This window comes from Streptomyces sp. NPDC043680 (genome assembly GCF_056436685.1).
In genome coordinates, this window is record NZ_JBWKCE010000002.1 from 131,446 (window position 1) to 154,220 (window position 22,775).

The following is a 22,775-nucleotide window of genomic DNA, read 5'->3' on the forward strand; positions in this document are numbered from 1 at the left end:
GGCCGCAACCCATCGTCCGGCCCGGGGCATGCCCGTGGGCCGACCACCCTCGACCACGGGAGAATGCCCATGAAGCTGCTGCGTGTCGGACCGGTCGGTGCGGAACGTCCCGCGCTGCTCGACCAGGACGGGACCCTGCGCGACCTCTCCGGCCTGATCACGGAGGTGGACGGCGCCGTGCTCGCCGACGAGTCCGTGCTGTCGCGGGTGCGGGACGCGGCGGCCTCGGGGCAGCTCCCGGTCCTGGCCGCGGAGGGGTTGCGGATCGGCGCGCCGATCGGCCGCATCGGCAAGATCGTGGGCATCGGGCTGAACTACTTCGGGCACGCCGCCGAGATCGGCGCGGAGCCGCCGGCCGAGCCCATCCTCTTCCTGAAGGCCGCCGACACCGTCGTCGGCCCGGACGACACCGTCCTCATCCCGCGCGGCAGCGTGAAGACCGACTGGGAGGCCGAGCTCGGCGTCGTCATCGGCAGCACCGCCCGCTACCTGTCCTCCGCCGAGGAGGGCCTCGCGCACGTCGGCGGCTACACGCTGGTCAACGACGTCTCGGAGCGGGAGTTCCAGATCGAGCGCGGCGGCACCTGGGACAAGGGCAAGAACAGCGAGACCTTCACCCCGCTCGGCCCGTGGCTGGTCACCGCCGACGAGATCGCGGACCCGCAGACCCTCGACGTGAAGCTGTGGGTCAACGGCGAACCCAAGCAGGACGGCAACACCGCGGACCAGATCTTCCCGGTCGGCGAGGTCGTGCGGTACCTGAGCCAGTTCATGACCCTGTACCCCGGCGATGTCATCGTCACCGGTACGCCGGCGGGCGTGGCCATGGGCCGGCCGGAGCCGAAGCCGTACCTGCGCGCCGGCGATGTCGTGGAGCTGGAGATCGAGGGACTCGGCCGCCAGCGCCAGGAGTTCAAGAGCGCGTAGCGGAGCCCGCCCGGGGTTCGCCCCGGGGTTCGTCCGGAGTCGTCCGGAGTTCGTGCGGAGAGGGATGCGGGAGGGGCGGGGCCGTCGGCCCCGCCGCCCCTCCCCCTCCCGCCCGTGGTATCCCCGTGCCGCGGGCTCCGCGGGTGCGGCTGCGGTCAGCCGTTGGCCGATGCGCGGCGGCGGCGGGAGGTGAACACCAGGCCGGCGCCCACCCCGAGAGCCGCGGCGCTGCCGCCCGCGAGCAGGGCGAGCTGGGGGGCGGCGCCCGTGCTCGCGAGGGCGCCGGAGCCGCCCGCCGCCGTCAGGTTGCCGTTGCCGGCTCCGTTGCCGGTGCTCTTGCCGCCGGAGGCTGAGGTGCCGCCGTTCGCGGTGGCGGTGTCCTTCGTCTGCCCGGTACCGGACGTGTCGGTGTTCTTGTCGCCGCCCGAGCCCGTCCGGCCCTCGGCCGCCTTGTCCTTGTCCCGGGCCACGTACTGGCCGGTCTTGAGGAACTCGACCCGGTCGGCGGCCGTTCCCTTGATGGCAGCGATCGCCGCCTTCCGCAGCTCCGGGCCGGCCTTGTCGAGCATCGCCCAGATCAGGACGCTGTTGTCGTCGTCGCGCAGCTCGTGCTGCGTCTTCGTGACGAACGTACGCAGCTCCGCCGGGCTGGGGTTGCCCTCCAGGAGCTTGATGGCGGCTGCCTTCAGGCCCGGTCCGGCGTCCTTCAGCATGCCCAGCACCGCGACCCGGTCGTCCTCGGCCCGCAGCGTGTGCTGGCCCGTCGCCACGAACTCGCGGACCTGCTCGCGCGTTCCGCTGCTCAGCAGGCGATTGACCGCCTCCGTGATCGCCTTGCCCGCCCCGGGGAGCATGCGGGCCATCTCGACGCGGTCGTCCTCGAAGCGGGCCACGTGCTGCCCGTTCTTCAGGAACTCGTTGATCGCCTCGGGCGTGCCCACCTGCATGGCGTCCGTGGCGGCCTTCTTCACGGCCTTCCCGCCGGCCTGACCGATCCGGGCGACCAGGACGAGGTTGTCCTCGTGCTGCTTCTTCGCCCAGGTCACCTCCAGGAAGTGCCGCATGTCCGCGGCCGATCCCTTCAGCGCCGCCTCCGCCGCCTCCCGTACGCCGGGTCCGCTCGCCGGGTCCGCCAGGATGGCCCGGATCGCGGCCCGGTCCTTCGCGGCCTGCGGGTCCTCCGCGGGCTGGTCGGGCGAGGCCGGAGCGCCGGGAGCAGCGGGGGTAGGAGCAGCGGGAGCGGCCGGGACGGACGGCGACGGTGCGTCAGCCGCGAACGCCGGTGAGGCGAGCAGGACGGCCGGGGCCATCGCGGCCGTGGCGACGACCGATGCGATCCGGGGCAACTTCACAGGGGCGGTCCGTTCTTCACGCACAGAATGATCAACTGTCTGTGCAGGATAGATCGTCAAGCGACCGCAAACCGCCCAGTTTTACGACAAGGTGGTCCGTCGGTCGCTCAGATCCACCGTGATCCCCTCGCGGGACGAGGTCCGCGCCGCCTCCAGCACGGCCAGGCACTGCGCCGCCTCGTGCGCGCCGACCGGCGGCGGACCGCCCGCGCGCAGCGCGTTCGCCACCGCCGCGTAGTACGCCGGGTAGTTGCCCGGCACCGTCGGCAGCGGGGTGCCGCCGCCGGTCAGCGGGGACTCGCCGGAGCCCAGCCGGCCCCACAGGTGCTCGGGCTCCACGCCCCACGTGGCGTCCGCGTCCCCGCCCGGCCGCTGGCCCTCGCGCAGGGCCGCCTCCTGGGGGTCGAGGCCGTACTTGACGTAGCCGGCCCGGGAGCCGAGCACGCGGAAGCGCGGCCCGAGTTGGGCGGTGGTCGCGCTGACGTAGAGGTGGGAGCGGACCCCGTTCGCGTGGGTCAGGGCGATGAACGTGTCGTCGTCCGCCTCCGCGCCGGGGCGGCGCACGTCGGTCTCCGCGTACACCCGTACGGCCGGGCCGAACAGCACCAGCGCTTGGTCCACCACGTGGCTGCCGAGGTCGTACAGCAGGCCGCCGACCTCCTCCGGGGCGCCGGACTCGCGCCAGCCGCCCTTGAGCTGCGGGCGCCAGCGCTCGAAGCGGGACTCGAAGCGCTGGACCTCGCCGAGTTCGCCGTCGGCGAGGAGGCGGCGCAGGGTGAGGAAATCGTTGTCCCAGCGGCGGTTCTGGAAGACGGACAGGAAGGTTTCGGTCCGGTCGGCGAGTGCGGCCAGTTCGTGCGCCTCGGCGGCGCTGGCGGCGAGGGGCTTGTCCACGACGACCGGGATGCCGGCGGTCAGGGCGGCGGTGGCGAGCGGGACGTGCGTCCTGTTCGGCGAGGCGATGACGACGAGGTCCAGGGCGGGGCTGCGGTCCCAGAGCTCCTGCGCGGACGCGGCGATCCGGACGTCCGGGTACGCCTCGCGGGCCTGCGCCTGCCGGCCCGGGTCGGAGGTGACGACCGTGTCCAGGACCAGTCCGGCGGTGGCGGAGACGAGCGGGGCGTGGAAGACGGAGCCGGCGAGGCCGTAGCCGACGAGGCCGACACGGAGGGGGGTGGTGGGGGTCATCGGCGCGGAGTTCATGGTGATTACTTTGGCAACAGTGTTGCGCAACTGCAAGGAGGAGGGAGAATGAGCAGGTGGACAGGGGTAACGGTCAGAGCGGTGGCGGCGTGAGCGGCGTGAACCTGCCGGCGCTGCGGGGGCACAACGACGCGCTGGTCCTGGACCTGCTGCGGGGCGCCGGGGCGGCGGGGCTGGGACGGGGGGAGCTCGCCGAGCGGACGGGGCTCACGCCGCAGGCCGTCAGCAAGATCACGGCGCGGCTGCGCGCCGAGGGGCTGGTCGCGGACGCCGGGCGCGGCGCGTCGACCGGCGGCAAGCCGCGGACCCTGCTGAGGCTGGTGCCGCAGGCCCGCTACGCGGTCGGGGTGCAGGTGGAGCGCGACGAGCTGCGGGCGGTACGGGTGGACCTCGTGGGTGGCGTCGTGGGGGAGTGGCGTGACCGGCTGGACTTCGTGGCGGCGGGTCCGGAAGCGGTGGTGGAGGCGGCCGTGCGGGCGGTCGTGGAGGTGAGCGGTGACGCGGGGGCGGCGCTGGTGGGGGTCGGCGTGGCCGCGCCGGGACCGCTCGACTGGCGGACCGGGGTGCTGGGGCGGGTGACCGGGCTCCCGCAATGGGAGGGGTTCCGGCTGAGGGAGGCCCTTGCCGGGCGGCTGTCGGCGGTGGCGGGGGCGGTGCCGATGGCGGGGCCGGTGCCAGTGGTGGTGGACAAGGACACCAATGCGGTGGCCGCGCTGCCGGTCGGGGGCGGCACCTCGGTGTACCTGCACCTCGGCACCGGACTCGGCGCGGGGCTCCGCCTGGACGGCGAGGTCTACCGGGGGGCCAGGTCGGCGGCCGGGGAGTTCGGGCACCAGGTGCTGAGGCTGGACGGCCCACTGTGCAGGTGCGGGCGGCGGGGGTGCGCGGAGGTGCTGTGCCTGGAGGCGGTGGCGCGGGGCGATTTCGCGGAGGCGGCCCGGATCCTGGGGGAGGGGGCGGCGAACGTGGTGGCGCTGCTGGACGTGGACCGGGTGCTGTTGGGCGGACGGGTGGTGGACGCGCGTCCCGGGGTGTTCACGGAGGGGGTCAGGCGGGTGCTGGCGGAGCGGGCCGGGCCCCTGCCGGGGGTTGCGGTGGTGGGGGTGGGGGTGGCGGAGGGGGCGGCGGAGCTGGTGCTCGCGCCGCTGTTCGGACGCGGGGGGTAGAACCGGGGCCGGCCCCGGACCCCGCGCCTCCATCGCCGGCGGGGCTGGATTTTTCGGGCCGGGGGCTGACCCCGCGCCTCAATCGCCGGCGGGGCTGCGTTCTGCCGGTCCCGGGCTTCGCCCCGGCGGTCTTCGGGTGCGGCGCCGTTGCCGGGGGCCGGCCCCCGGACCCCCGCGCCTCAAACGCCGGCGCGGCCGGATGGGGCGGGGCTGGATTTTCCGGGGCTGGGGCGTGGGCCGATCAGGCGTAAAGCTCGGGGTCGGGTGCGTCGGGGAGGGGTGGGGGCGGGGTGGCGTGGGAGGGTGCGCGGGAGGTCGGGGTGATTGTCCGACCATCGTCCCGTCCGGCGAGCAGCGAAGGTCTGCCATGCGACTGCGCAGCAAAGCCCTTGCCCTCTCCGTCGTCCTCCTCGCCCTCGCCGCCCCCACCGCCACCGCCACCACCGCCGACATCGGCAACAACGGCGGCGGCGCCCACCCCGCACCCGCCCCCGCGCTGCCCTCTCGTACGCAGGCCACCTGCGGCGACGGCAAGAGCAGCGCGTTCCCCCTCGGGGCGCGGATCCGGGGCGGTCCCGAGGTGTACCGGACCGGCGGCGGGGCGCAGACCTGGTTGCTGGACCTCACCAACACCACCGGCTCGCGCTGCACCGACATCCATCCCGTCGTCGTGCTCACGGACACCGCCCGCGCCCTGCGCCCCGCCCACGTGCGGATGGAGTTCGACACCCCCGAGGGCGCCCTCCCGGCCACCCTGGAGCACACCGACCGCGACGAGATCATCGCCGTCTTCGACGGCGGGGGGGCGTTCCCCGGCTTCACCGTCGACGCCGGGCGGTCCCTGACCGTCACGGTCCACCTCGCCTTCACCTCCGACGCCCCGGCCGGCGAGGTGGTCGCCGACGCCGCCCTCGTCCAGCGCCGCACCGACGACGGTGACTGGGTCGGTGAAGCGGGCGGCTACCGGTTCACCGTCGAAGGCCCGCAGGAAGAGGTCGCGGCGGGCTCCCTCGCGCACACCGGTCCCCGCGACCGCGCCTGGGCGTACGGGACGAGCGCGGTGACCGCCCTCGTCGCGGGCGGCGGGCTCGTGCTCGGGGCCCGGCGCCTGAGCAGGCGCACTCCCGCCCGCTGATCTCCCGCCGCTGTTCTCGCGCCCGCTGATCTCCGGCCCGCTGATCTCCGTACACCCCGCCTGCGTACAGTCCCGGGGGGAGGAACAGACCGGAGGAACAGAGGCCGCCCCACCGTCCCGGCTCGCCCGTCCGCTCCGGGTTTCCGGAACACGGCGAGCGCCTCGGCAACGCGGCGTTCCTGCGCACGGGCGCCGCGAGCGGAGGGCGGGCGCAGCCGCCGCTCCGGCGCCGGCATCGTGGCCGGGGTCCAGACCGGTGCCCACGACCGCGAGGCACTCGCCGGGCAGGTGAGCGGCATCCGCTTCGACGGCCTCCGCCACGGCCATCCCGGCCTCCACCGACAAGGTCCTTGTCATCGGCCTGGACGGCATGGTCCTCGACCGAGTCGACGCCGCCGACCTCCGAACACGAACGCCTGATGGCCCGGGGTCTGACCGCTCTGCGCAACTCCTTCATCGGCAAGAACCACACCGCCCACCCGGACTTCCCGGCCCGCACCGAGAACGCCGAGCCGACGCTCAACACCCACGCGGCAGCCGACCGGAGCCCCTCACCTCCACCGACCGGAACGGCCCGGTCTTCCCCACCGACGCGGGCGGCCACGGCGGCTCGACCGTCCAGGAACACGGCACCTTCGAACACGGCAAATTCTTCATCGCCAAGGGCGCAGGAATTCCACCCGGGTTCGTCGACGTGGCGGCCACCGCGCCCGCCCGGGTCGGCGCCGACGACGACGGCGCCGCCGTCGACAGCATCCCCCTGAAACCCCCGACGACAACGACGCCTTCGACGCCCTGCGCCCCAACCTGCAAGCGGGGGTGAACGAGACCGGCATCCCAGGGGTGCGCGAAAGACTTCGCGCCCACCGCACCGGCCCGAACGTCCCCTGCCGTGCGTGCTCGCCGTCGCCGTCGCCGTCGCCGTCCCGCTCGCCGACTCCGACGAGTGGGACGACAAGACGCACACCGGCAGCCACGACTCCACCCCGGCGCCACCGACGTCCGGATCCGTTTCCGTTACACCGGCAGCAACACCTGGTACTGGAACCGTGGACGACGTGCACCGGGCTGAGCCGGGCCCTTCGGAGTCCGGGCTGTGGACGCCCCCGACGTCCGCGGCCCCACCCCGATAGGGTGGTACAGACCAGAGAAGTCCGGTCACCGAGAGCGGAGAACAGTCCCGTGGCAGAGCGCAAGCCGATCGAATCCTGGCTCACCGACATGGACGGGGTCCTCATCCACGAGGGCACCCCCATCCCCGGCGCCGATGCCTTCATCAAGCGGCTGCGCGAGTCCGGAAAGCCCTTCCTCGTCCTGACCAACAACTCCATCTACACCCCCCGCGACCTCCAGGCCCGCCTCAGCCGGATGGGCCTCGACGTCCCCGTCGAGAACATCTGGACCTCCGCCCTGGCCACCGCCAAGTTCCTCGACGACCAGCGTCCGGGCGGCACGGCCTACGTGATCGGCGAGGCCGGACTGACCACCGCCCTGCACGACATCGGCTACATCCTCACCGACCACGAGCCCGACTACGTGGTCCTGGGCGAGACCCGGACGTACAGCTTCGAGGCGATGACCAAGGCGGTCCGCCTCATCAACGGCGGTGCCCGTTTCATCTGCACCAACCCGGACGAGACGGGCCCCTCCACCGAGGGCCCGCTGCCCGCCACCGGCGCCGTCGCCGCGCTGATCACCAAGGCGACCGGCAAGCAGCCGTACTTCGCGGGCAAGCCGAACCCGCTGATGATGCGGACCGGACTGAACGCCATCGGCGCGCACTCCGAGAGCAGCGCCATGATCGGTGACCGGATGGACACCGACGTCCTGGCCGGACTGGAGGCGGGCATGCAGACCTTCCTCGTGCTGACCGGCCTCACCACGACCGCGGACACCGAGAAGTTCCCCTACCGGCCCACCAGGACGGTCAGCTCCATCGCTGACCTGGTCGATCTCGTCTGATCCGAACGGGTCAAGCGGGCGGCGCTCCGGATGCGGAGCGCCGCACCGCACGTGAACCTCCTTGAGAGGAGGTTCACCAATGCGCAGTGTTCCGATCGCTTTCCGGGCCGGCGGGGTGGCCGTCGCCCTGACGGCGTTCGCCGTCGTGTCCGCGCCCACCGCCCTCGCCGCCGAGGACAACCGCGGCAGCGTCTCGGCCGAGCCGCACCAGGCCGAGCCGGGGGCGCAGGTCAAACTGCGCGTCCGCGGCTGCGAAGGCAAATGGGCGTCCGCCAAGTCCTCCGTCTTCGTCTCGGAGGTGCACCTGTCCTCCGGACGTGACGGCGACGGGTCCCTGCGGGGCGACGCGGTGATCAGCTCGCACGCCCAGCCGGGCCGGCACGACGTCCGCGTGCGCTGCGACGGGGAGGACGACCGCGTCCGCGGCTCCATCGAGGTGGTCCGCCACCGCGAGGAAGACCGCGACCAAGACCACGACCGCGACCGCGACCGTGACCGTCCCAAGCCCGACCCCGACCCGCACCCCCACCAGAGCCCGGTCGGGCCGGTCCACGCGGGCGGCGGCGGCATGTCCGCCGAGCTCGCGGAGTCGGCCCGGCTGGCGCAGCTGAAGGAGCAGGGGCAGGCGGCGGCCGCGAAGAAGAGCCACGAGGGTGACGGCCCCGGCCTGCCGCACACCGTGATCGGCGCCGTCCTCGCCGCCGCCGCCACCCTGGCGGTGGCCGGACGCGCGCTCACCCTGCGCCGGCGCCGCAGCGGTCAGTGAGGAGGGCCCGGCGGTGACGGGTTCGGACGAACCGAAGTCCTCCGGCACCGGCCGGCTGCTGACCTTCGCCGCCTGGTCGGTGCTGGTGCTCGGCCTGTGGTTGTGGGGCCGCGAGATCACCGAGGTCCCGCCCGGCTCGTTCGCGGGCCGGGCCGGCGGCACGGCGATCCCCGCGCCGGGCCTGCCGGCGGCGCATCCCCCGCTGGAGGCGTCGGTGCCCGTGCGGGTGGACGTACCGTCCATGGGCATCCAGGCACCGGTGATCTCCCGCGGTCTGGACCGGCAGGGGGCGATCGACCCGCCGCCGTACGACCGGCCCGGCACGGTGGGTTGGTGGGGTGACGGGGCCAAGCCGGGCGAGGCCGGGACGGCGCTGATGGTCGGGCACGTGGACACCGCCTCCAAACCGGCGGTCTTCTACGGGCTGAGCACGGCGCAGAAGGGCGGGAGGGTGCGGGTGGTCCGGGCGGACGGCTCGCTCGCCGAGTTCACGATCGAGGACGTACGGGTCTACGAGCGCGCGGGCTTCGACCCCCACAAGGCGTACGGGCCGCGGGTCAAGGGCCGGGCCGAGCTGAGGCTGGTGACCTGCGGCGGTACCTACGACAAGGCGGCCAAGGCCTACACCGCGAACGTGGTCGTGTCGGCGTACCTGACGGGAACGGCGGCCGGGACGGACGTGGGCGGGCGGACCGGCACGACGGCGGTGTGAGGGGCCCGCCCGCGGGCGGGCGACTCGCCGAGAGGGCGACACACCGGTACGGCTATATGCCGGTACGCCGGTACACCCGTATGACGAAGAAGCCCCTCGCAGCTTTCGCTGCGAGGGGCTTCCTCTTGTCTGTGCGCCGCCAGGGACTCGAACCCCGGACCCGCTGATTAAGAGTCAGCTGCTCTAACCAACTGAGCTAGCGGCGCCTGCTGACGAGGAAAACTCTACCCCACGTGGAGTGGTGCTCGTGACCAGCCGCGCCCGCCTTGTCCGATTAACCCATGTTTGAGGGGTTTATCGTGCACGATATGTCTGGGCCGAGCCGAATCTGATGCCCCGCCAGATGTGCGGCCCGCCTGACCAGTGGACGAGCAGGGGAGTGGACGGAACCGCATGACGATGCAGCCTCCGGTGCATGTGCCGATGACGGCGCCGCAGCCGATGCCGATGCCGACGCCCGTTTTCGAGGAGTACGAGCCCGCGCCCGACTGCGTGTGCGTGGGATGTGCGCTGCGGCGCCGTGCCCTGGCCATACCGCTCCGAGACGGCGGGCACCCCGCGGCGCGCGGGGCCCGGCGGGCGCTGGTTCTGGCGGCGGCGGTGGGCGTGGTCCTCAGCGGCGGCGGCGCGGCCGCACCGGCGGCCGCCGCCCCGACCCCGACCCCCAGCCCGGTCCCTGGTTCTGGTTCGGGCGCCGATACGGCCCCGGCCGCGGCCCCGGCGAGCCCCGACCCCGACCGCCCGGTCCGGACCCCGGCCCCGGGCGCGGGGACGGCGTCGGGCCCGGCCCAGGCCGGCGCTGCCCCGGGCACGGGCCAGGCTGCGGGGACGGGGCCGGGTACGGGCCAGGCTCCGGGCTCGGCAGCAGGTGCGGGCACGGCCCAGGCTCCGGGCCCGGGTAGGGGCGCCGGCCAGACCGGGGGTGCAGCCCCGGGTACGAGCACCGGCACGGGCCGGACTTCGCCTTCGGGTGTGGGCATGAACCAGGCTCCGGCCTCGGCAGCAGGTGCGGGCACGGCCCAGGCTCCGGCCCACACTTCGGGTGCGGGTGCGGGTGCGGGTCGAGCTACGGGCGCGGGCCAGGCCACGGGGTCGGCACCAGGTACGGTCGCCGGCCAGGCCCCGACCCCGGGCACGGGCACGGGCCAGGCTTCGGGTACGGCCACGGGCACGGGCACGGGCCACGCTTCGGGTATGGGTACGGGCACGGGCACGGGCACGGGCCAGGCTTCGGGTACGGGCACGGGCACGGGCACGGGCACGGGCACGGGCACGGGCCAGGCTTCGGGTACGGGCACGGGCACGGGCCAGGCTTCGGGTACGGGAACGAGCACGGCGCCGGGCTCGGCAGCAGGTACGGGCACGGCCCCGGCCCCGGCCCCGGGTACGGGCACCGGCCAGGCCGCGGGCACGGCCGCGGGCACCGCCCCGCCCCCGCCCCCCGGTGCCGGGCAGGTATCCGGTGGCGGGGCGGGGGGTGGCGGGCAGGGGGCCGGGCACTCGGGCGGTGTCGGGTCCGGGCCGGGGCCGTCCGGGCATGGCCTGCCCGCTCCGGAGGCCCCCGGCTCCCCCCAGGGCGGCCGAGCCCCCCTGCACGGGCGCCCCCCGCACGCGCGACCGCCGGGTGCGCCGGGTGCGCCTTCCGCGGTGAAGCGGATCGACCGGACGACGATCATCAACCGGGCGAAGCTGTGGGTGGACGCGCAGGTCCCGTACAGCATGTCCGAGTACTGGTCGGACGGGTACCGGCAGGACTGCTCCGGCTACGTCTCCATGGCCTGGAACCTCGGGACGAACGAATGGACCGGCAGCCTCGACAAGTTCGCCACCAAGATCACCAAGGATGAGCTGTTGCCGGGCGACATGCTGCTCTTCCACAATCCGGCGAACCCCAACAACGGCTCGCACGTCGTCCTCTTCGGCGGATGGGCCGACGAGACGCGCACGGCCTACATCGCCTACGAGCAGACCCGCCCCAACACGCGCAAGGCGCCGGCGCCCTACGGCTACTGGACCAACGCGACGAAGTACGTGCCGTACCGGTTCAACGGGGTGACCGGTGGGCTCGTCCCGGAGGGCCCCGCCACCGACCCGAAGCCCGCGGTGCCGAGCACCTTCCCGGGGGCGGCGAAGTTCGGTCCCGGCGCGAACAACGCGTACGTCGCCGAGCTGGGCCGGATGCTGATCGACCGGGGCGGCCGGCGCTTCTACCCCAAGGGCGCCAGCACCCTCTGGAAGGACGCCGACCAGCTCGCGACCCAGGCCTTCCAGACCGCCCAGGGCTGGACGGGCGCCGAAGCCGACGGCATTCCGGGCCCGCACACCTGGCAGCTGCTGACCGAGCACAAGGGCAACGACATCCGCCCGACGGTGGACGCCGCGCCGGGGCCCGCCGGGGTGCCGGCCTACCCGGGCGTCTCGGTGTTCCGGCCGGGCTCGTCCCACCCGTCCATCGCCGCCCTCGGCCGCCGGTTGGCGAAGAAGGGCTTCGGCAAGAACCACACGTCCGGTCCGGCGTCCCGCTGGAGCGAGGCCGACCGCCGCAACGTCGAGGCCTTCCAGCGCGCCCAGGGCTGGCGCGGCGCCTTGGCCAACGGCTACCCGGGCCCGGAAACCTGGCGCCGGCTGTTCGCATGACGGAGGCAACGATGTTCCCCACCCACACCACCTCTACGACGGGCACCCTCCGCATTCCCCCCGCGGCGGCCATGACCCGGACGGACCCGCCGGCACCGGCACCCCCGGCACCCCCGGCACCCCCGGCACACCCCGCCCCGGCCCCTGCCCCGGCCGCTCCGGCCCCGCGGGCCACCGGCGAACTGTTCCCCGCCCCCGCCCCCGCCCCGGCCCCGGCATCCGCGGCCGCCGCCGCCCTGCCGCACGGCCGCCCGCCCGGGGTGCTCGACATCCCGCATCCGGCGTACGGCGGCCCGTCCGAGGGACCGGCCACGCTGCGCCTGCGCACCGGCGAACCCGCGCCGGAGCCGGTGGCGGTCGGACCCGCCGCCCACGCGGCTGCGGCGGCGAGCCCGGCCCGCCCGTCCGCGGAGGTCCCGCACGCGGGCCACGCCGGCGCACCGGAGCCGCTCGCGGATCCCGGGCCGTTGGCCCTCGCCGACATCCCGCACCCGGCCCATGCCGACGTACCGGAGCCGTTGCCGGGTCCTGCCGGGCCCGTGCTGCCGGCCCGCGACGGTGCTCCGGAGCCGGCTCCGGCAGCGCTGCCCACCCCCCACCCGGAGCCGGCGGCGGTGGACGCGGGCCGGGCGCATCCGCAGCCCGAGGCGGCCCTCGACACCCCGGCGGCCGGGTCGCCGGCGCCAACGGCCCCGCCCCCGGCGGTGCACATCGGCCTCCCCGCGCGGGTGTCCGTCGACACGGCCCGGGCGCGTCCGCAGCCCGAGGCGGTGACGGCCGCCGCGCCGGCCGGTTCCCCGGCGCAGACCCCGGCCCCGGCGCAGACCCCGGCCCCGCCGCCGGTGGTGCACATCGGCCTGCCCGCACGGGTGTCGGTGGACGAGGTCGTCCCGCAGCCCGAGCAGGGCGGGGCGCCGGAGCCGGTGGCAGAGGAGCGGACCGCGTCCCCGGCGGACGAGCCCGCCGCCGCCCCCGTGGACGCCGAGGCCCCGCCCGCCGCCGGGCCGACGGCGGCCCCGGACCTCGCGCCCGCCGCCGAACCGACGGCAGCCGCCCCGGACCTCCCGCACCCGGCAGACGACGGCGGAGCCGTTGCGCACCCTGCGCGCGACGGCGCCCCGGCCGCGAAGGTGCCGGGGCCCGGCCTCCCCGGGGCCGTCGCCCGAGCCGTGGCCCAGGCGATGGACCGGGTGATCGACAAGGGCGGCGCCGAGGACACCGGGGACCTCCCCCACTCCGCGCCCGGCCGGGGGGTCGCGGTGACCGAAGTGCCGGTGCACCTGCCCTTCCTCGGGCAGGCGCAGCCCCAGCCCCGCCACCACAAGGCGAAGCCCACCTCGAAGCCGAAGCCGACGCAGAAGCAGAAGCAGCGGCCCAAGTCGGGCAAGCCGCATCCGCAGGGATGGGCCCCCCGTACGGCCGCCGGCCGCCGGCCGCCCCGCGGCGACGACCGCCTGCGGGAGCACTACGGCCCCGTGCTGCCGGGCTGGGTCGCCGTGGCCGTCGGCGGGCTCGCCCTCGCCGGCTGCCTGGCCGTGCTCTGGCGGGCCGGAGCCGTCCCCGCCGCCTTCGTGGCCGCCTTCGGCGCGACCCCCCGCCCGTACGAGGGGCTGCGCCCCACGCACTGGCCCCCGCTCGCCTTCCTCGGCATCGTGGCGCTCCTCGCCCTCGGCGGGCTCGGCCGCGGCAAGGCCGGCTACGCCTGGGTGCTCACCCTCTTCGGCCGCTACCGCGGCACGGTCCGGCGGACCGGCCTGACCTGGGTCAGCCCCCTCCTCCTGCGTCGCCGGGTCGACGTGCGCCTGCGGCACTGGCGCAGCGAGCCCATGCCCGCCGTGGATGCGGGCGGGCTCGCCCTCCAGGTGGTCGTCCAGGTCGTCTGGCAGGTCAAGGACACCGCCAGGGCCACCCTGGGGGTCGCGAACCACACGGGGTACCTCGCCGAGCAGGTGGAATCGGCCATGGCCCGCGTCCTGTCCCAGCTCCCTGCCGACGCCTTCCACGAGGACGCCCCCACCCTGCGCGACGCCGAGGCCGTCGGCGACGCGCTGACCCGGATGCTCGCGGCCGAGACCGAGGCGGTCGGGATCGAGGTGTACTCCGCGCAGCCGACCCGGATCGAGTACGCCCCCGAGGTCGCCGAGGCAATGCGGCGGCGCCGGGTGGCCGCGATCGACGCCAAGCACCGGGACACGGTGCTGACCTCGATCGTGGACGCCGTCGACGACACCGTCCATCGGCTGACCACGCGCGGGCTCGTCGAGCTCGACGACTACGAGCGCAAAGCTCTGGTGAAGGACCTCACCGTCGCCTTCTACACGGGGCGTTCCGACTAGCAGCCCGAGCACGGTCCGAACAGCAGCACAGGAGCGGAACGGGTGGCCGGAACCGACCGGACCACCCGTTCCCTCATTGGTATGGACATGGCCAACTCTCGTCCATACGCTGGGACTTGGTCTAGACCGCAGCCATCCCCATGCGTGCGCACGCTCTCACCGAACTCCCCCCACGTTCAAGGAGCATCATGCGTCCCATCCGCATGCCCGTCCGCATGCCCATACCCCTGCCGTCCCGTCGCCCCGGACGGTTCGGCGCCGCCGCCCTCGGCCTCGGCGTCGTCGCCGGGCTCACCCTGCTCAGCGCCCCCACCGCGAGCAGCCACGGCTACACCGACACCCCCATCAGCCGCCAGAAGCTCTGCGCCAACAAGACGGTCGCGGACTGCGGGCCCATCCAGTGGGAGCCGCAGAGCGTCGAAGGCCTCAAGGGCTTCCCGGCCGCCGGACCCGCCGACGGGCACATCTGTTCCGGCGGGCACAGCGAGTTCGCGCAGCTCGACGACCCGCGCGGGGGCGCCTGGCCCACCACCAAGGTGACCAGCGGGCAGAGCTACGGCTTCCGCTGGCAGTTCACCGCCAACCACTCCACCACCGACTTCCGGTACTACGTCACCAAGAACGGCTGGGACCCCACCAAGCCCCTCACCCGCGCCGCCCTCGAATCCCAGCCCTTCCTCACGGTCGCCTACAACGGTGCCCGGCCCCCGATGACGACCGTCCATCAAGGTGCCATGCCGAGCGGCAAGACCGGGCGGCACATGATCCTGGCCGTCTGGACGATCAACGACACCGGCAACGCCTTCTACGCCTGCTCCGACGTTCAGTTCTGACGGTACGTCAGCTACCCTCCGGCGGCATGCGGACGACACCCGGAACCGTCGCGGAGCTCATCGCACGCCAATGGGGCGACCACCGGCCCGGCCTGAAGCACGGCGGCACGCACCCCGCCGTCCTCAGCCACCACCGGGCCGCCCAGGAGGCTGCGGCCCGCGCCGCGCTGCTCGTCGACCTCCTGCCGCGGGACGCCGAACCGCACATCGGGGTGCTGCTCGACAACACCCCGGAGTTCCCGCTCTGGCTCGGCGCGGCGGCCCTCGCCGGGGCCGCCGTCGCCGGGATCAACCCCACCCGGCGCGGTCCCGAGCTGGCGCGCGACATCCTGCACACCGACTGCCGGATCCTGGTCACCGAGCGCGCCCACCTGCCGCTGCTGCGCGGCCTGTACCTGCCGGGCGTACGGATCCTCGTGACCGACACCGCGGAGTACGCGGACCTCCTCGTCCCGTACGCCGCCGCCAAGCCCGGCGAGGCGGTGCTCCGCGCCCCCGAGCCCGCCTCCCGCCTCCTCCTCTACTTCACCTCCGGCTCCACCGGCGCCCCCAAGGCGGCCGTCTGCTCCCAGGGCCGGCTGGCCGCCGCCGGGGACTCGCTCGCCCGGCACTTCTCGGTCACCCCGGACGACGTGCACTACATCTGCATGCCGCTGTTCCACGGCAACGCGGTGATCGCCGACTGGCTCCCCGCGCTCGCGGCGGGTGCGTCCGTGGCGCTGCGCCGCCGCTTCTCGGCCTCCGCGTTCCTGGACGACGTACGCGCGTACGGGGCGACGTACTTCACCTACGTCGGCCGGGCCGTGCAGTACCTCCTGGCCACCGAGCCCCGCCCCGACGACCGCGAGCACACCCTGCGGCTCGGCTTCGGCACCGAGGCCGGGGCGGTGGACGCGGCGCGCTTCACCGAGCGCTTCGGGGTCCGGCTGGTGGAGGGGTACGGGGCCACCGAGGGGGGCGCCTCCGTCCAGAGGACCCCCGACACCCCGCCGGGCGCCCTCGGCCGGGCCGGCGCCGGCGACGACCTGGCGGTGGTCGACCCGGAGACGGGACAGGAGTGCCCGCCGGCCGTCCTGGACGCGGACGGCCGCCTGCTCAACGGCTCCGAGGCCATCGGAGAGCTGGTCAACCGGGGCCGCAGCCTCTTCGAGGGCTACTGGCGCAACCCGCAGGCGCAAGCCGAACGCACCCGGGCCGGGTGGTACTGGACGGGGGACCTCTTCTTCCGCGACGCCGACGGCTTCCTCTACTTCGCGGGCCGCACCGACGACCGGCTGCGGGTCGACAGCGAGAACCTCGCCGCCGCCGTGATCGAGAACATCCTCGCCCGCTGGCCCGCGGCGGCCTCGGTCGCCGTCTACGCGGTCCCGGACGAGGCCGCCGGTGATCAGGTGATGGCGGCGATCGCCCTGCGGGAGGGGGCGGCCTTCGACCCGGACGCCTTCTGCGCCTTCCTCGCCGCCCAGCCGGACCTGGGGACCAAGATGTCCCCGCGCTACCTGCGGATCATGGACTCCCTGCCGACCACGGCGACGAACAAGGTCCACCGGGTGGCGCTGCGCCGGTCCGGCTTCCGGTGCACGGACCCGGTCTGGTGGCGTCCGCCGGGCACCGCGGGCTACCGCCCGCTGGACCGGGCGGCCCTGTCCGGCCTCCTGCAGGCGTATGCGGCACACGGCCGGGCGGCGCTCCTGGAGCGCTGATCAAGGTGGCCCGGGTGATGGTTTTGAGCACCCCCGGGGACCAGGTAGTATTTTCTCTGTCAGCAGGCGCCGCTAGCTCAGTTGGTTAGAGCAGCTGACTCTTAATCAGCGGGTCCGGGGTTCGAGTCCCTGGCGGCGCACCTGTCCTTCGGGCGGTTTCCGGTTCACCGGGAGCCGCCCGAAGTGTTTTCCGGGCTCTGCCCCCGGCTCGGGGTGCTTGGGATTCCGATCCTCCGGGTCACAGCGTGAGGGACAGCAGCAGCGGTGCGGCCTTGCGGTTCAGCGCGTCCGCGGCGGCCCTCAGCCGGTGTGCGTGCTCGACCGGCATCGACAGCGCCAGACATCCCACCGAGGCGCCGGCGGTGATCGGAACCGCCGCGCAGACCGTGCCGACCGCGTATTCCTGGAGGTCGAGGACGGGCACCGTGGCGGGCTGGCTGTCGAGCTTGGAGAAGAGGATCCGCTCGTTCACGATCGTCTTCGACGTAAGGCGGGCGATCTTGTGCCGGGACAGGTGGTCCCGTCGGCCGTTCTGGTCGAGCTGGGTCAGCAGGCACTTGCCGACCGCGCTGGCGTGCGCCGCCGAGCGGAAGTCGACCCACTCGTGCACCTTCGGCGTACGGGGGCTGTCCGCGAACTGCGTGATCTTGACCTCGCCGTCGACGTACCGGCTGATGTAGACCGCCGCGCCCACCGAGTCGCGGAGCCGGTCGAGGGTCTCCTGGAGTTTGCTCTGGAGCGCCTGCTGCCTGTCTATGCCCGAGCCGAGCAGGACGAGCGAGTCCCCTATGGCGTAGGCGCCGTCGGTCACCTGCAGTACGTACCCCTCCCGGCGCAGCATGAGGAGCATGGGGGCGAGATGGACCGCGGGCAGCCCGGTCTCGCGCGCGATCTGTACGTCGGTCACACCGCCGGTGTGGCGGGCGATCGTTTCGAGTACGCGCAGGGCGTACTGCACCGAGTGGAACGGCGCGGTCGGCTCGGGCTTCAGCGCCACGGTTTCCCCCTAGCAGGTTGTTACCGCTTGCCCTACCACGATAGCCACCAAGAGGCCCACGTGGAGCGCCTGTTGATGAGATTGATGGCTCAATCATGTCCCTTCGCCTCGATCTACCCGCCTGGCATATGCCAAGGTCATGCATATGGTCATGGGAGTGATCCCGAGGAGTCGGGGAATGCCCGGACCCCGCCCCGGGTTCGCTTTCTCGTACGGCCGCCGAACGGGCGGCAGGAGACGGGAGCGACCATGAGTGACACCGCGGAGGCCGACCGGAGCGGGAGCAGGGACGCCGGCGGCGCCGACCCGGTCCGCGGCGCCGTGCGCGGACTGGCCCCGGTGCCGCTCTCGGTGCTGGACCTGGTCACCGTGGGCAGCGGCAGCACCGCCTACGCCTCCTTGCGTACGAGCGTCGACATCGCGCGGCTCGCCGAGTCCCGCGGCTACCACCGGCACTGGGTCGCGGAGCACCACTCCATGCCCGGGGTCGCCAGCTCCTCCCCGGCCGTGATCCTGGCCCACCTGGCGGCCCACACCTCGCGGATCCGGCTCGGCTCGGGCGGCGTCATGCTGCCCAACCACGCCCCGCTCGCCGTCGCCGAGCAGTTCGGCACGCTGGAAGCGCTCGCCCCGGGCCGGATCGACCTCGGGCTCGGCCGCGCGCCGGGCACCGACGGCCGCACGGCCGCCGCGCTGCGCGGGCCCGGGCGGCTCGACGAGGCCGCGGACGAGTTCCCGCGGCGGCTCGCGGAGCTCACCCGGTTCCTCGACGACGACTTCCCCGACGGGCATCCGTACGCCCGCGTGCACGCCGTCCCGGGCCCGGTGCAGGGTCCCGCCGGGCGGCCGCCGCTGTGGCTGCTCGGGTCCTCCGGGTTCAGCGCCCGCCTGGCGGGCGAGCTCGGCCTGCCCTTCGCGTACGCCCACCACTTCTCCGCGGCCGGGACGCTGCCCGCCCTCGACCTCTACCGGCAGAGCTTCCGGCCCTCGGCCGTCCTCGACGCCCCGTACGCCCTGATCGGGGTCTCGGCGCTGGCCGCCGACACCGCGGAGGAGGCCCGGGCGCAGGTGCTCACGGGCGCGCTGTCCATGCTGCGGCTGCGCAGCGGCCGACCGGGGCTGATCCCGACGCCGGAGGAGGCGGCGGCGTACGCGTTCTCCCCGCTGGAGCGGGAGTTCGTGGACAGCTGGCTCGCGAACGTGGTCCACGGGACTCCCGACGAGGTCCGCTCCGGCCTCGACGGCCTGGCCAAGAGGACGGGTGCCGACGAGCTGATGCTGACCTCCAACGCGCACGGCGGGGCGGCCCGGGTGCGCTCGTACGGACTGATCGCAGATGTGTACGGGATGCCGGTGCGCGAGGGCTGAGCTGACGGAGTCCGCGGATGCGGACTTCGGCTGGTTTGTTGCCGAAAGCTTGCGCGGGGATGGCCTAAGGCATCCTTAAACCGCTCGTCACCCGGGGTGGCGGGCGGTTTCTGCTGTGCTTTCACGTCTCTGACGAGCGGGTTTGCGTGGCGAGTGGTCTAGTCCTTCTTTGGTCCAAACCATTGACTAGGGCCCGGAGTGATCGCTATCACTTCTCCCACCCGACCTCTTGCTTCTCCCTCCCACCCCCCGGAGGCAGTTCATGCACATCCGTAAACCCCTCATCGCGGCCGCCGCCACGGCCGCGCTGGCAGCCGGAGCGCTGGCCGGCTTCACGGGGCTCCCCGCCGCCCAGGCCGCCGGCTCCGCCGCCGCGGCGGGCGGCGGCGGCAACGTCAAGATCGCGTACTACGACCAGTGGAGCGTGTACGGGAACGCCTTCTACCCGAAGCACCTGGACACCCGCGGCATAGCGGGCAAGTTGGATGTCATCAACTACTCGTTCGGCAACATCCACCCCACCAACCTCACCTGCTTCGAGGCGAACAAGGAGGCGGGCGACGACAACAACCCGAACGCGGGGGACGGGGCGGGCGACTCGTACGCCGACTACCAGAAGTCCTTCAGCGCGGCGGACAGCGTCAGCGGCGTCGCCGACAGGTGGGACCAGCCCATCGTCGGCGTCTTCAACCAGTTCAAGCAGCTGAAGGCCAAGTACCCGAACCTCAAGATCAACATTTCGGTCGGCGGCTGGACGTACTCCAAGTACTTCAGCGATGCCGCGAAGACCGACGCCTCCCGCAAGAAGCTCGTGTCCTCCTGCATCGACCAGTACATCAAGGGCAACCTGCCGGTCGAGGGCGGCTACGGCGGCGCGGGCAGTGCGGCCGGGATCTTCGACGGCATCGACATCGACTGGGAGTACCCGGGATCCCCCGGCGGCCACCTCGGCAACCACTACGCCCCCGAGGACAAGCAGAACTTCACGCTGCTGCTCAAGGAGTTCCGCGAGCAGCTCGACGCGTACGGTGCGGCCAACGGCGGCAAGAAGTACCTGCTGACCGCGGCCCTCCCGGCTGGCCAGGATAAGATCAAGTACATCGAGACGAACAAGATCGGCGCGTACCTCGACTACGCGAACATCATGACGTACGACATGCACGGCGCCTGGGACGGCGACGGGCCGACGTACCACCAGTCCCCGCTGAACCCCTCGGCGGCCGACCCGACCGACCCGATCGCGCCGGGCACCGAGAAGTACAGCATCAAGAACGCCATCGACTCCTGGCTCGACGGGAACGCGGCCTACGGCATCGCGGGCGGCTTCCCCGCCAACAAGCTGACGCTGGGCTACGAGTTCTACTACCGCGGCTGGAAGGGCGTCCCGGCGGGCACCGCGGGCGGCCTCGCCCAGAGCGCGACCGGCCCGTCCGCCGCCCGGCCCACCAGCCAGCAGGCCGGCATCGCCAACTACAAGGAGCTCGGCGGGATCGTCGACAACGCGGCGACGACCTTCTGGGACGACCAGGCCAAGGCCTCGTACTTCTACAAGGACGGCGAGTTCTTCACCGGCCTGAACCAGAAGTCCATCCAGGCCCGCGTCGACTACGGCAAGAGCCGCGGCCTCGCCGGCGCGATGATGTACTCGCTGCTCGGCCTGGATGCCAACGCCACGCTGCTGAACCAGATCTCGGACGCCCTCGGCGGCACCACGCAGCCGCCCACCACGCCGCCCCCGACCACGACCCCGCCGACCTCGCAGCCGCCGACCACCCCGCCGCCCCCCTCGGGCTGCACCGCCCCGGCGTACGTCGCGGGCACGGTCTACACCGGCGGCAACGAGGTCTCGCACAAGGGCCACAAGTGGAAGGCCCAGTGGTGGACGCAGAACGAGGAGCCCGGCACCACCGGTGAATGGGGCGTCTGGAAGGACCTCGGCGCCTGTTGATCTCCCCCCACCCCGCGCCGAGCGACACCCCGCCCCGCAGTTCCGGTGTCCCCGGATGCGGGGCGGAGGTGTGTCACATGGTTGCTGGATTCCCGATCCTGCTGCGTGTCGGCATCGATACGCTCGGCTACGGCTGATCCGATGCGTCTGTATGGGGGTGACCATTAGATGGTCCTGGCCCGCGACCTCGACCCCAGCGCCTCTCCGCTGGACTACTACGGCTACGAACTGCGTCGGCTGAGAGAGGCCGCGGGCCTGAAACAGGCGCAGTTGGGCGACATCATCTACTGCACGGGCTCCCTGATCGGCCAGGTGGAGTGTACGAAGCGGGTGCCGACCCGGGACTTCTCGGAGCGGGTGGACGCGGCGCTGGGGACGGACGGGACGTTCTCCCGGCTGGTGGGGCTGGTCCTGCGGAGTGTGCTGCCGACGTGGTTCCAGGCCTATGCGGAGATGGAGGCCCGGGCGACCTTCATTTCCACGTTCCAGTGCCAGTTGGTGCACGGGCTTCTCCAGACGGAGGCCTACGCGCGTGCCCTACTCGGCGTCGACCGACCTGGCAAGGTCGACGAGCTGGTGGCGGCCCGCATGGATAGGCAGCGCGCCTTGAAACGCGAGCACCCGCCCGCCTTGTGGGTGGTACTCACCGAGGCCGTGTTGCATCAGGAGGTCGGCGGTCGCGAGGTCATGCGGAGCCAGCTCACCCATCTCCTGAGTTTCCTTGACGAGCCGTGGGTGCAGATCCAGGTGTTGCCCTTCTCGGCTGGACAGCACACTGGAAATGCTCGGGTCGTTCACCCTCCTCCGCTTTGACGGCGACCCGGATTTGATCTACCAGGAGGGCTACGCCCAAGGGCATATGACGGCCAACCCATCAGTGATCGAGGAGCGTTCGGCCGGCTACGCACGGCTGCAAGCCGCGGCGCTCTCTCCAGAGCGCTCGGCCACGCTGATCGCTCGCGTAATGGAGGAACGCTATGGGAAGCAACCAGAACCCGGCGGGCGCGCTGTGGCGTAAGTCGTCGTACAGCGGGACCACCGGCGGCAAGTGTGTCGAGTGCGCCCCCCTCGGCACGGCCGCATGGCGCAAGGCCTCGTACAGCGGGTCCAACGGCGGCGAGTGCGTCGAGGTGGCTGCCCAGTCCTGCCGGGTCGCCGTGCGGGACTCCAAGCGGCCCGACGGGCCCCTGTTCGCCGTCGGCCAGGAGGCCTTCACCGCCTTCGTCCGCAGCATCTGACCGTACGGCCGAGCGGCAGCCCCCCCGGCGGGGGGGCTGCCGCGACCGGTCAGACCTGGTACTGGCCGACCGTGAGGAAGTACCGCAGCTCTTCCGGGGTGCCGTTCAGTGCCTTCTCCGCCGCCACGCGCAGCGCGTCGCTGATGCCCGGGCGGGCCAGGATCCGTACGACGGACACGCGGTCGTCCTCGGCCTGGGCGAGACGCAGGCCCGTCTTCAGGAACGCGGTCCGGTCGGCGGGGGTGCCGTCCAGAGCCGCGTTGGCTTCGCGGATGACCGCCTTGCCGGTGGACGGGTTGGCGAACAGGACCTTGAGGATGGCGACCTTGTTGTCCTCGTCCTGGGCCTTGGCGAGGCCGGTGGTCAGGAACGCGGTCCGGTCGGCGGGGGTGCCGTTCAGAGCCGCGTTGGCTTCGCGGATGACCGCCTTGCCGGTGGACGGGTTGGCGAACAGGACCTTGAGGATGGCGACCTTGTTGTCCTCGTCCTGGG

Annotated in this window: 17 protein-coding genes, 2 tRNA genes and 1 pseudogene; 15 read left to right on the plus strand and 5 right to left on the minus strand. The window is 73.3% G+C overall.

Annotation, left to right across the window (positions count from 1 at the left end):
* Positions 1–69: 69 nt before the first annotated feature.
* Positions 70–927 carry a fumarylacetoacetate hydrolase family protein gene (locus tag AC0666_RS04015; RefSeq protein WP_478707041.1) on the plus strand — a complete coding sequence of 286 codons (858 nt, stop codon included), beginning with the start codon at positions 70–72 and terminating at the stop codon, positions 925–927.
* 155 nt (positions 928–1,082) lie between these two features.
* Here AC0666_RS04015 and AC0666_RS04020 read toward each other — a convergent pair whose 3' ends face one another.
* A complete protein-coding gene (locus AC0666_RS04020; RefSeq protein WP_478707042.1) occupies positions 1,083–2,279 on the minus strand; it encodes an ALF repeat-containing protein in 1,197 nt (398 codons plus the stop codon).
* 81 nt (positions 2,280–2,360) lie between these two features.
* A complete protein-coding gene (locus AC0666_RS04025; RefSeq protein WP_478707043.1) occupies positions 2,361–3,482 on the minus strand; it encodes a Gfo/Idh/MocA family oxidoreductase in 1,122 nt (373 codons plus the stop codon).
* Positions 3,483–3,538: 56 nt separating this feature from the next.
* Between AC0666_RS04025 and AC0666_RS04030 the strand changes: the two genes are divergently transcribed.
* The 5 genes from AC0666_RS04030 (at position 3,539) to AC0666_RS04050 (ending at position 9,223) form a co-directional block, all read left to right on the plus strand.
* Entirely contained in the window at positions 3,539–4,648 is a 1,110-nt protein-coding gene (locus AC0666_RS04030; RefSeq protein ID WP_478707044.1) for an ROK family transcriptional regulator, read from the plus strand.
* 367 nt (positions 4,649–5,015) lie between these two features.
* Entirely contained in the window at positions 5,016–5,783 is a 768-nt protein-coding gene (locus AC0666_RS04035; protein ID WP_468968256.1) for a hypothetical protein, read from the plus strand.
* 1,182 nt (positions 5,784–6,965) lie between these two features.
* Complete coding sequence (locus tag AC0666_RS04040) at positions 6,966–7,745, plus strand: HAD-IIA family hydrolase (RefSeq protein WP_468582820.1); 780 nt, start codon at positions 6,966–6,968, stop codon at positions 7,743–7,745.
* A gap of 79 nt (positions 7,746–7,824) precedes the next feature.
* The gene (locus AC0666_RS04045) at positions 7,825–8,511 is read left to right on the plus strand and encodes a hypothetical protein (RefSeq protein ID WP_468968251.1); all 687 of its coding nucleotides are present in this window, start codon (positions 7,825–7,827) and stop codon (positions 8,509–8,511) included.
* A 13-nt stretch (positions 8,512–8,524) separates the two neighbouring features.
* The gene (locus AC0666_RS04050; RefSeq protein ID WP_478707045.1) at positions 8,525–9,223 is read left to right on the plus strand and encodes a class F sortase; all 699 of its coding nucleotides are present in this window, start codon (positions 8,525–8,527) and stop codon (positions 9,221–9,223) included.
* A 132-nt stretch (positions 9,224–9,355) separates the two neighbouring features.
* Here the strand turns inward: AC0666_RS04050 and AC0666_RS04055 are convergent.
* A tRNA-Lys gene (locus tag AC0666_RS04055) sits at positions 9,356–9,429 on the minus strand.
* 1,441 nt (positions 9,430–10,870) lie between these two features.
* Here AC0666_RS04055 and AC0666_RS04060 point away from each other — a divergent pair.
* From AC0666_RS04060 to AC0666_RS04080, 5 genes are all read left to right on the plus strand, one after another.
* Entirely contained in the window at positions 10,871–11,860 is a 990-nt protein-coding gene (locus tag AC0666_RS04060; protein WP_468968246.1) for a peptidoglycan-binding protein, read from the plus strand.
* Between the two features lie 11 nt (positions 11,861–11,871).
* Positions 11,872–14,196: an SPFH domain-containing protein gene (locus AC0666_RS04065; RefSeq protein WP_478707046.1), complete on the plus strand. Its 2,325-nt coding sequence runs from the start codon at positions 11,872–11,874 to the stop codon at positions 14,194–14,196.
* Between the two features lie 215 nt (positions 14,197–14,411).
* The gene (locus AC0666_RS04070; RefSeq protein WP_468968541.1) at positions 14,412–15,029 is read left to right on the plus strand and encodes a lytic polysaccharide monooxygenase auxiliary activity family 9 protein; all 618 of its coding nucleotides are present in this window, start codon (positions 14,412–14,414) and stop codon (positions 15,027–15,029) included.
* A 26-nt stretch (positions 15,030–15,055) separates the two neighbouring features.
* Positions 15,056–16,732: an AMP-binding protein gene (locus AC0666_RS04075; RefSeq protein WP_478707047.1), complete on the plus strand. Its 1,677-nt coding sequence runs from the start codon at positions 15,056–15,058 to the stop codon at positions 16,730–16,732.
* A gap of 66 nt (positions 16,733–16,798) precedes the next feature.
* Positions 16,799–16,872: transfer RNA gene (locus tag AC0666_RS04080), tRNA-Lys, on the plus strand.
* A gap of 98 nt (positions 16,873–16,970) precedes the next feature.
* Here the strand turns inward: AC0666_RS04080 and AC0666_RS04085 are convergent.
* Positions 16,971–17,729 carry an IclR family transcriptional regulator gene (locus tag AC0666_RS04085; RefSeq protein WP_468968239.1) on the minus strand — a complete coding sequence of 253 codons (759 nt, stop codon included), beginning with the start codon at positions 17,727–17,729 and terminating at the stop codon, positions 16,971–16,973.
* Between the two features lie 249 nt (positions 17,730–17,978).
* On the opposite strand from AC0666_RS04085, the gene AC0666_RS04090 reads away from it, so the two are divergent.
* The 4 genes and pseudogenes from AC0666_RS04090 (at position 17,979) to AC0666_RS04105 (ending at position 22,283) form a co-directional block, all read left to right on the plus strand.
* Positions 17,979–19,097, plus strand: coding sequence for an LLM class flavin-dependent oxidoreductase (locus AC0666_RS04090; RefSeq protein ID WP_468968237.1), 1,119 nt, complete (start codon positions 17,979–17,981; stop codon positions 19,095–19,097).
* A 262-nt stretch (positions 19,098–19,359) separates the two neighbouring features.
* Positions 19,360–21,045 carry a glycosyl hydrolase family 18 protein gene (locus tag AC0666_RS04095; RefSeq protein WP_478707048.1) on the plus strand — a complete coding sequence of 562 codons (1,686 nt, stop codon included), beginning with the start codon at positions 19,360–19,362 and terminating at the stop codon, positions 21,043–21,045.
* 168 nt (positions 21,046–21,213) lie between these two features.
* Positions 21,214–22,063: pseudogene (locus AC0666_RS04100) on the plus strand (helix-turn-helix domain-containing protein).
* On the plus strand, positions 22,023–22,283 hold the full coding sequence (locus tag AC0666_RS04105; protein WP_478707049.1) for a DUF397 domain-containing protein: 261 nt from the start codon (positions 22,023–22,025) through the stop codon (positions 22,281–22,283). Before AC0666_RS04100 ends, AC0666_RS04105 begins: the two are co-directional and overlap by 41 nt.
* 49 nt (positions 22,284–22,332) lie before the next feature.
* Here the strand turns inward: AC0666_RS04105 and AC0666_RS04110 are convergent.
* A partial coding sequence (locus AC0666_RS04110; protein ID WP_478707050.1) for an ALF repeat-containing protein occupies positions 22,333–22,775 on the minus strand: 443 nt, incomplete at its 5' end.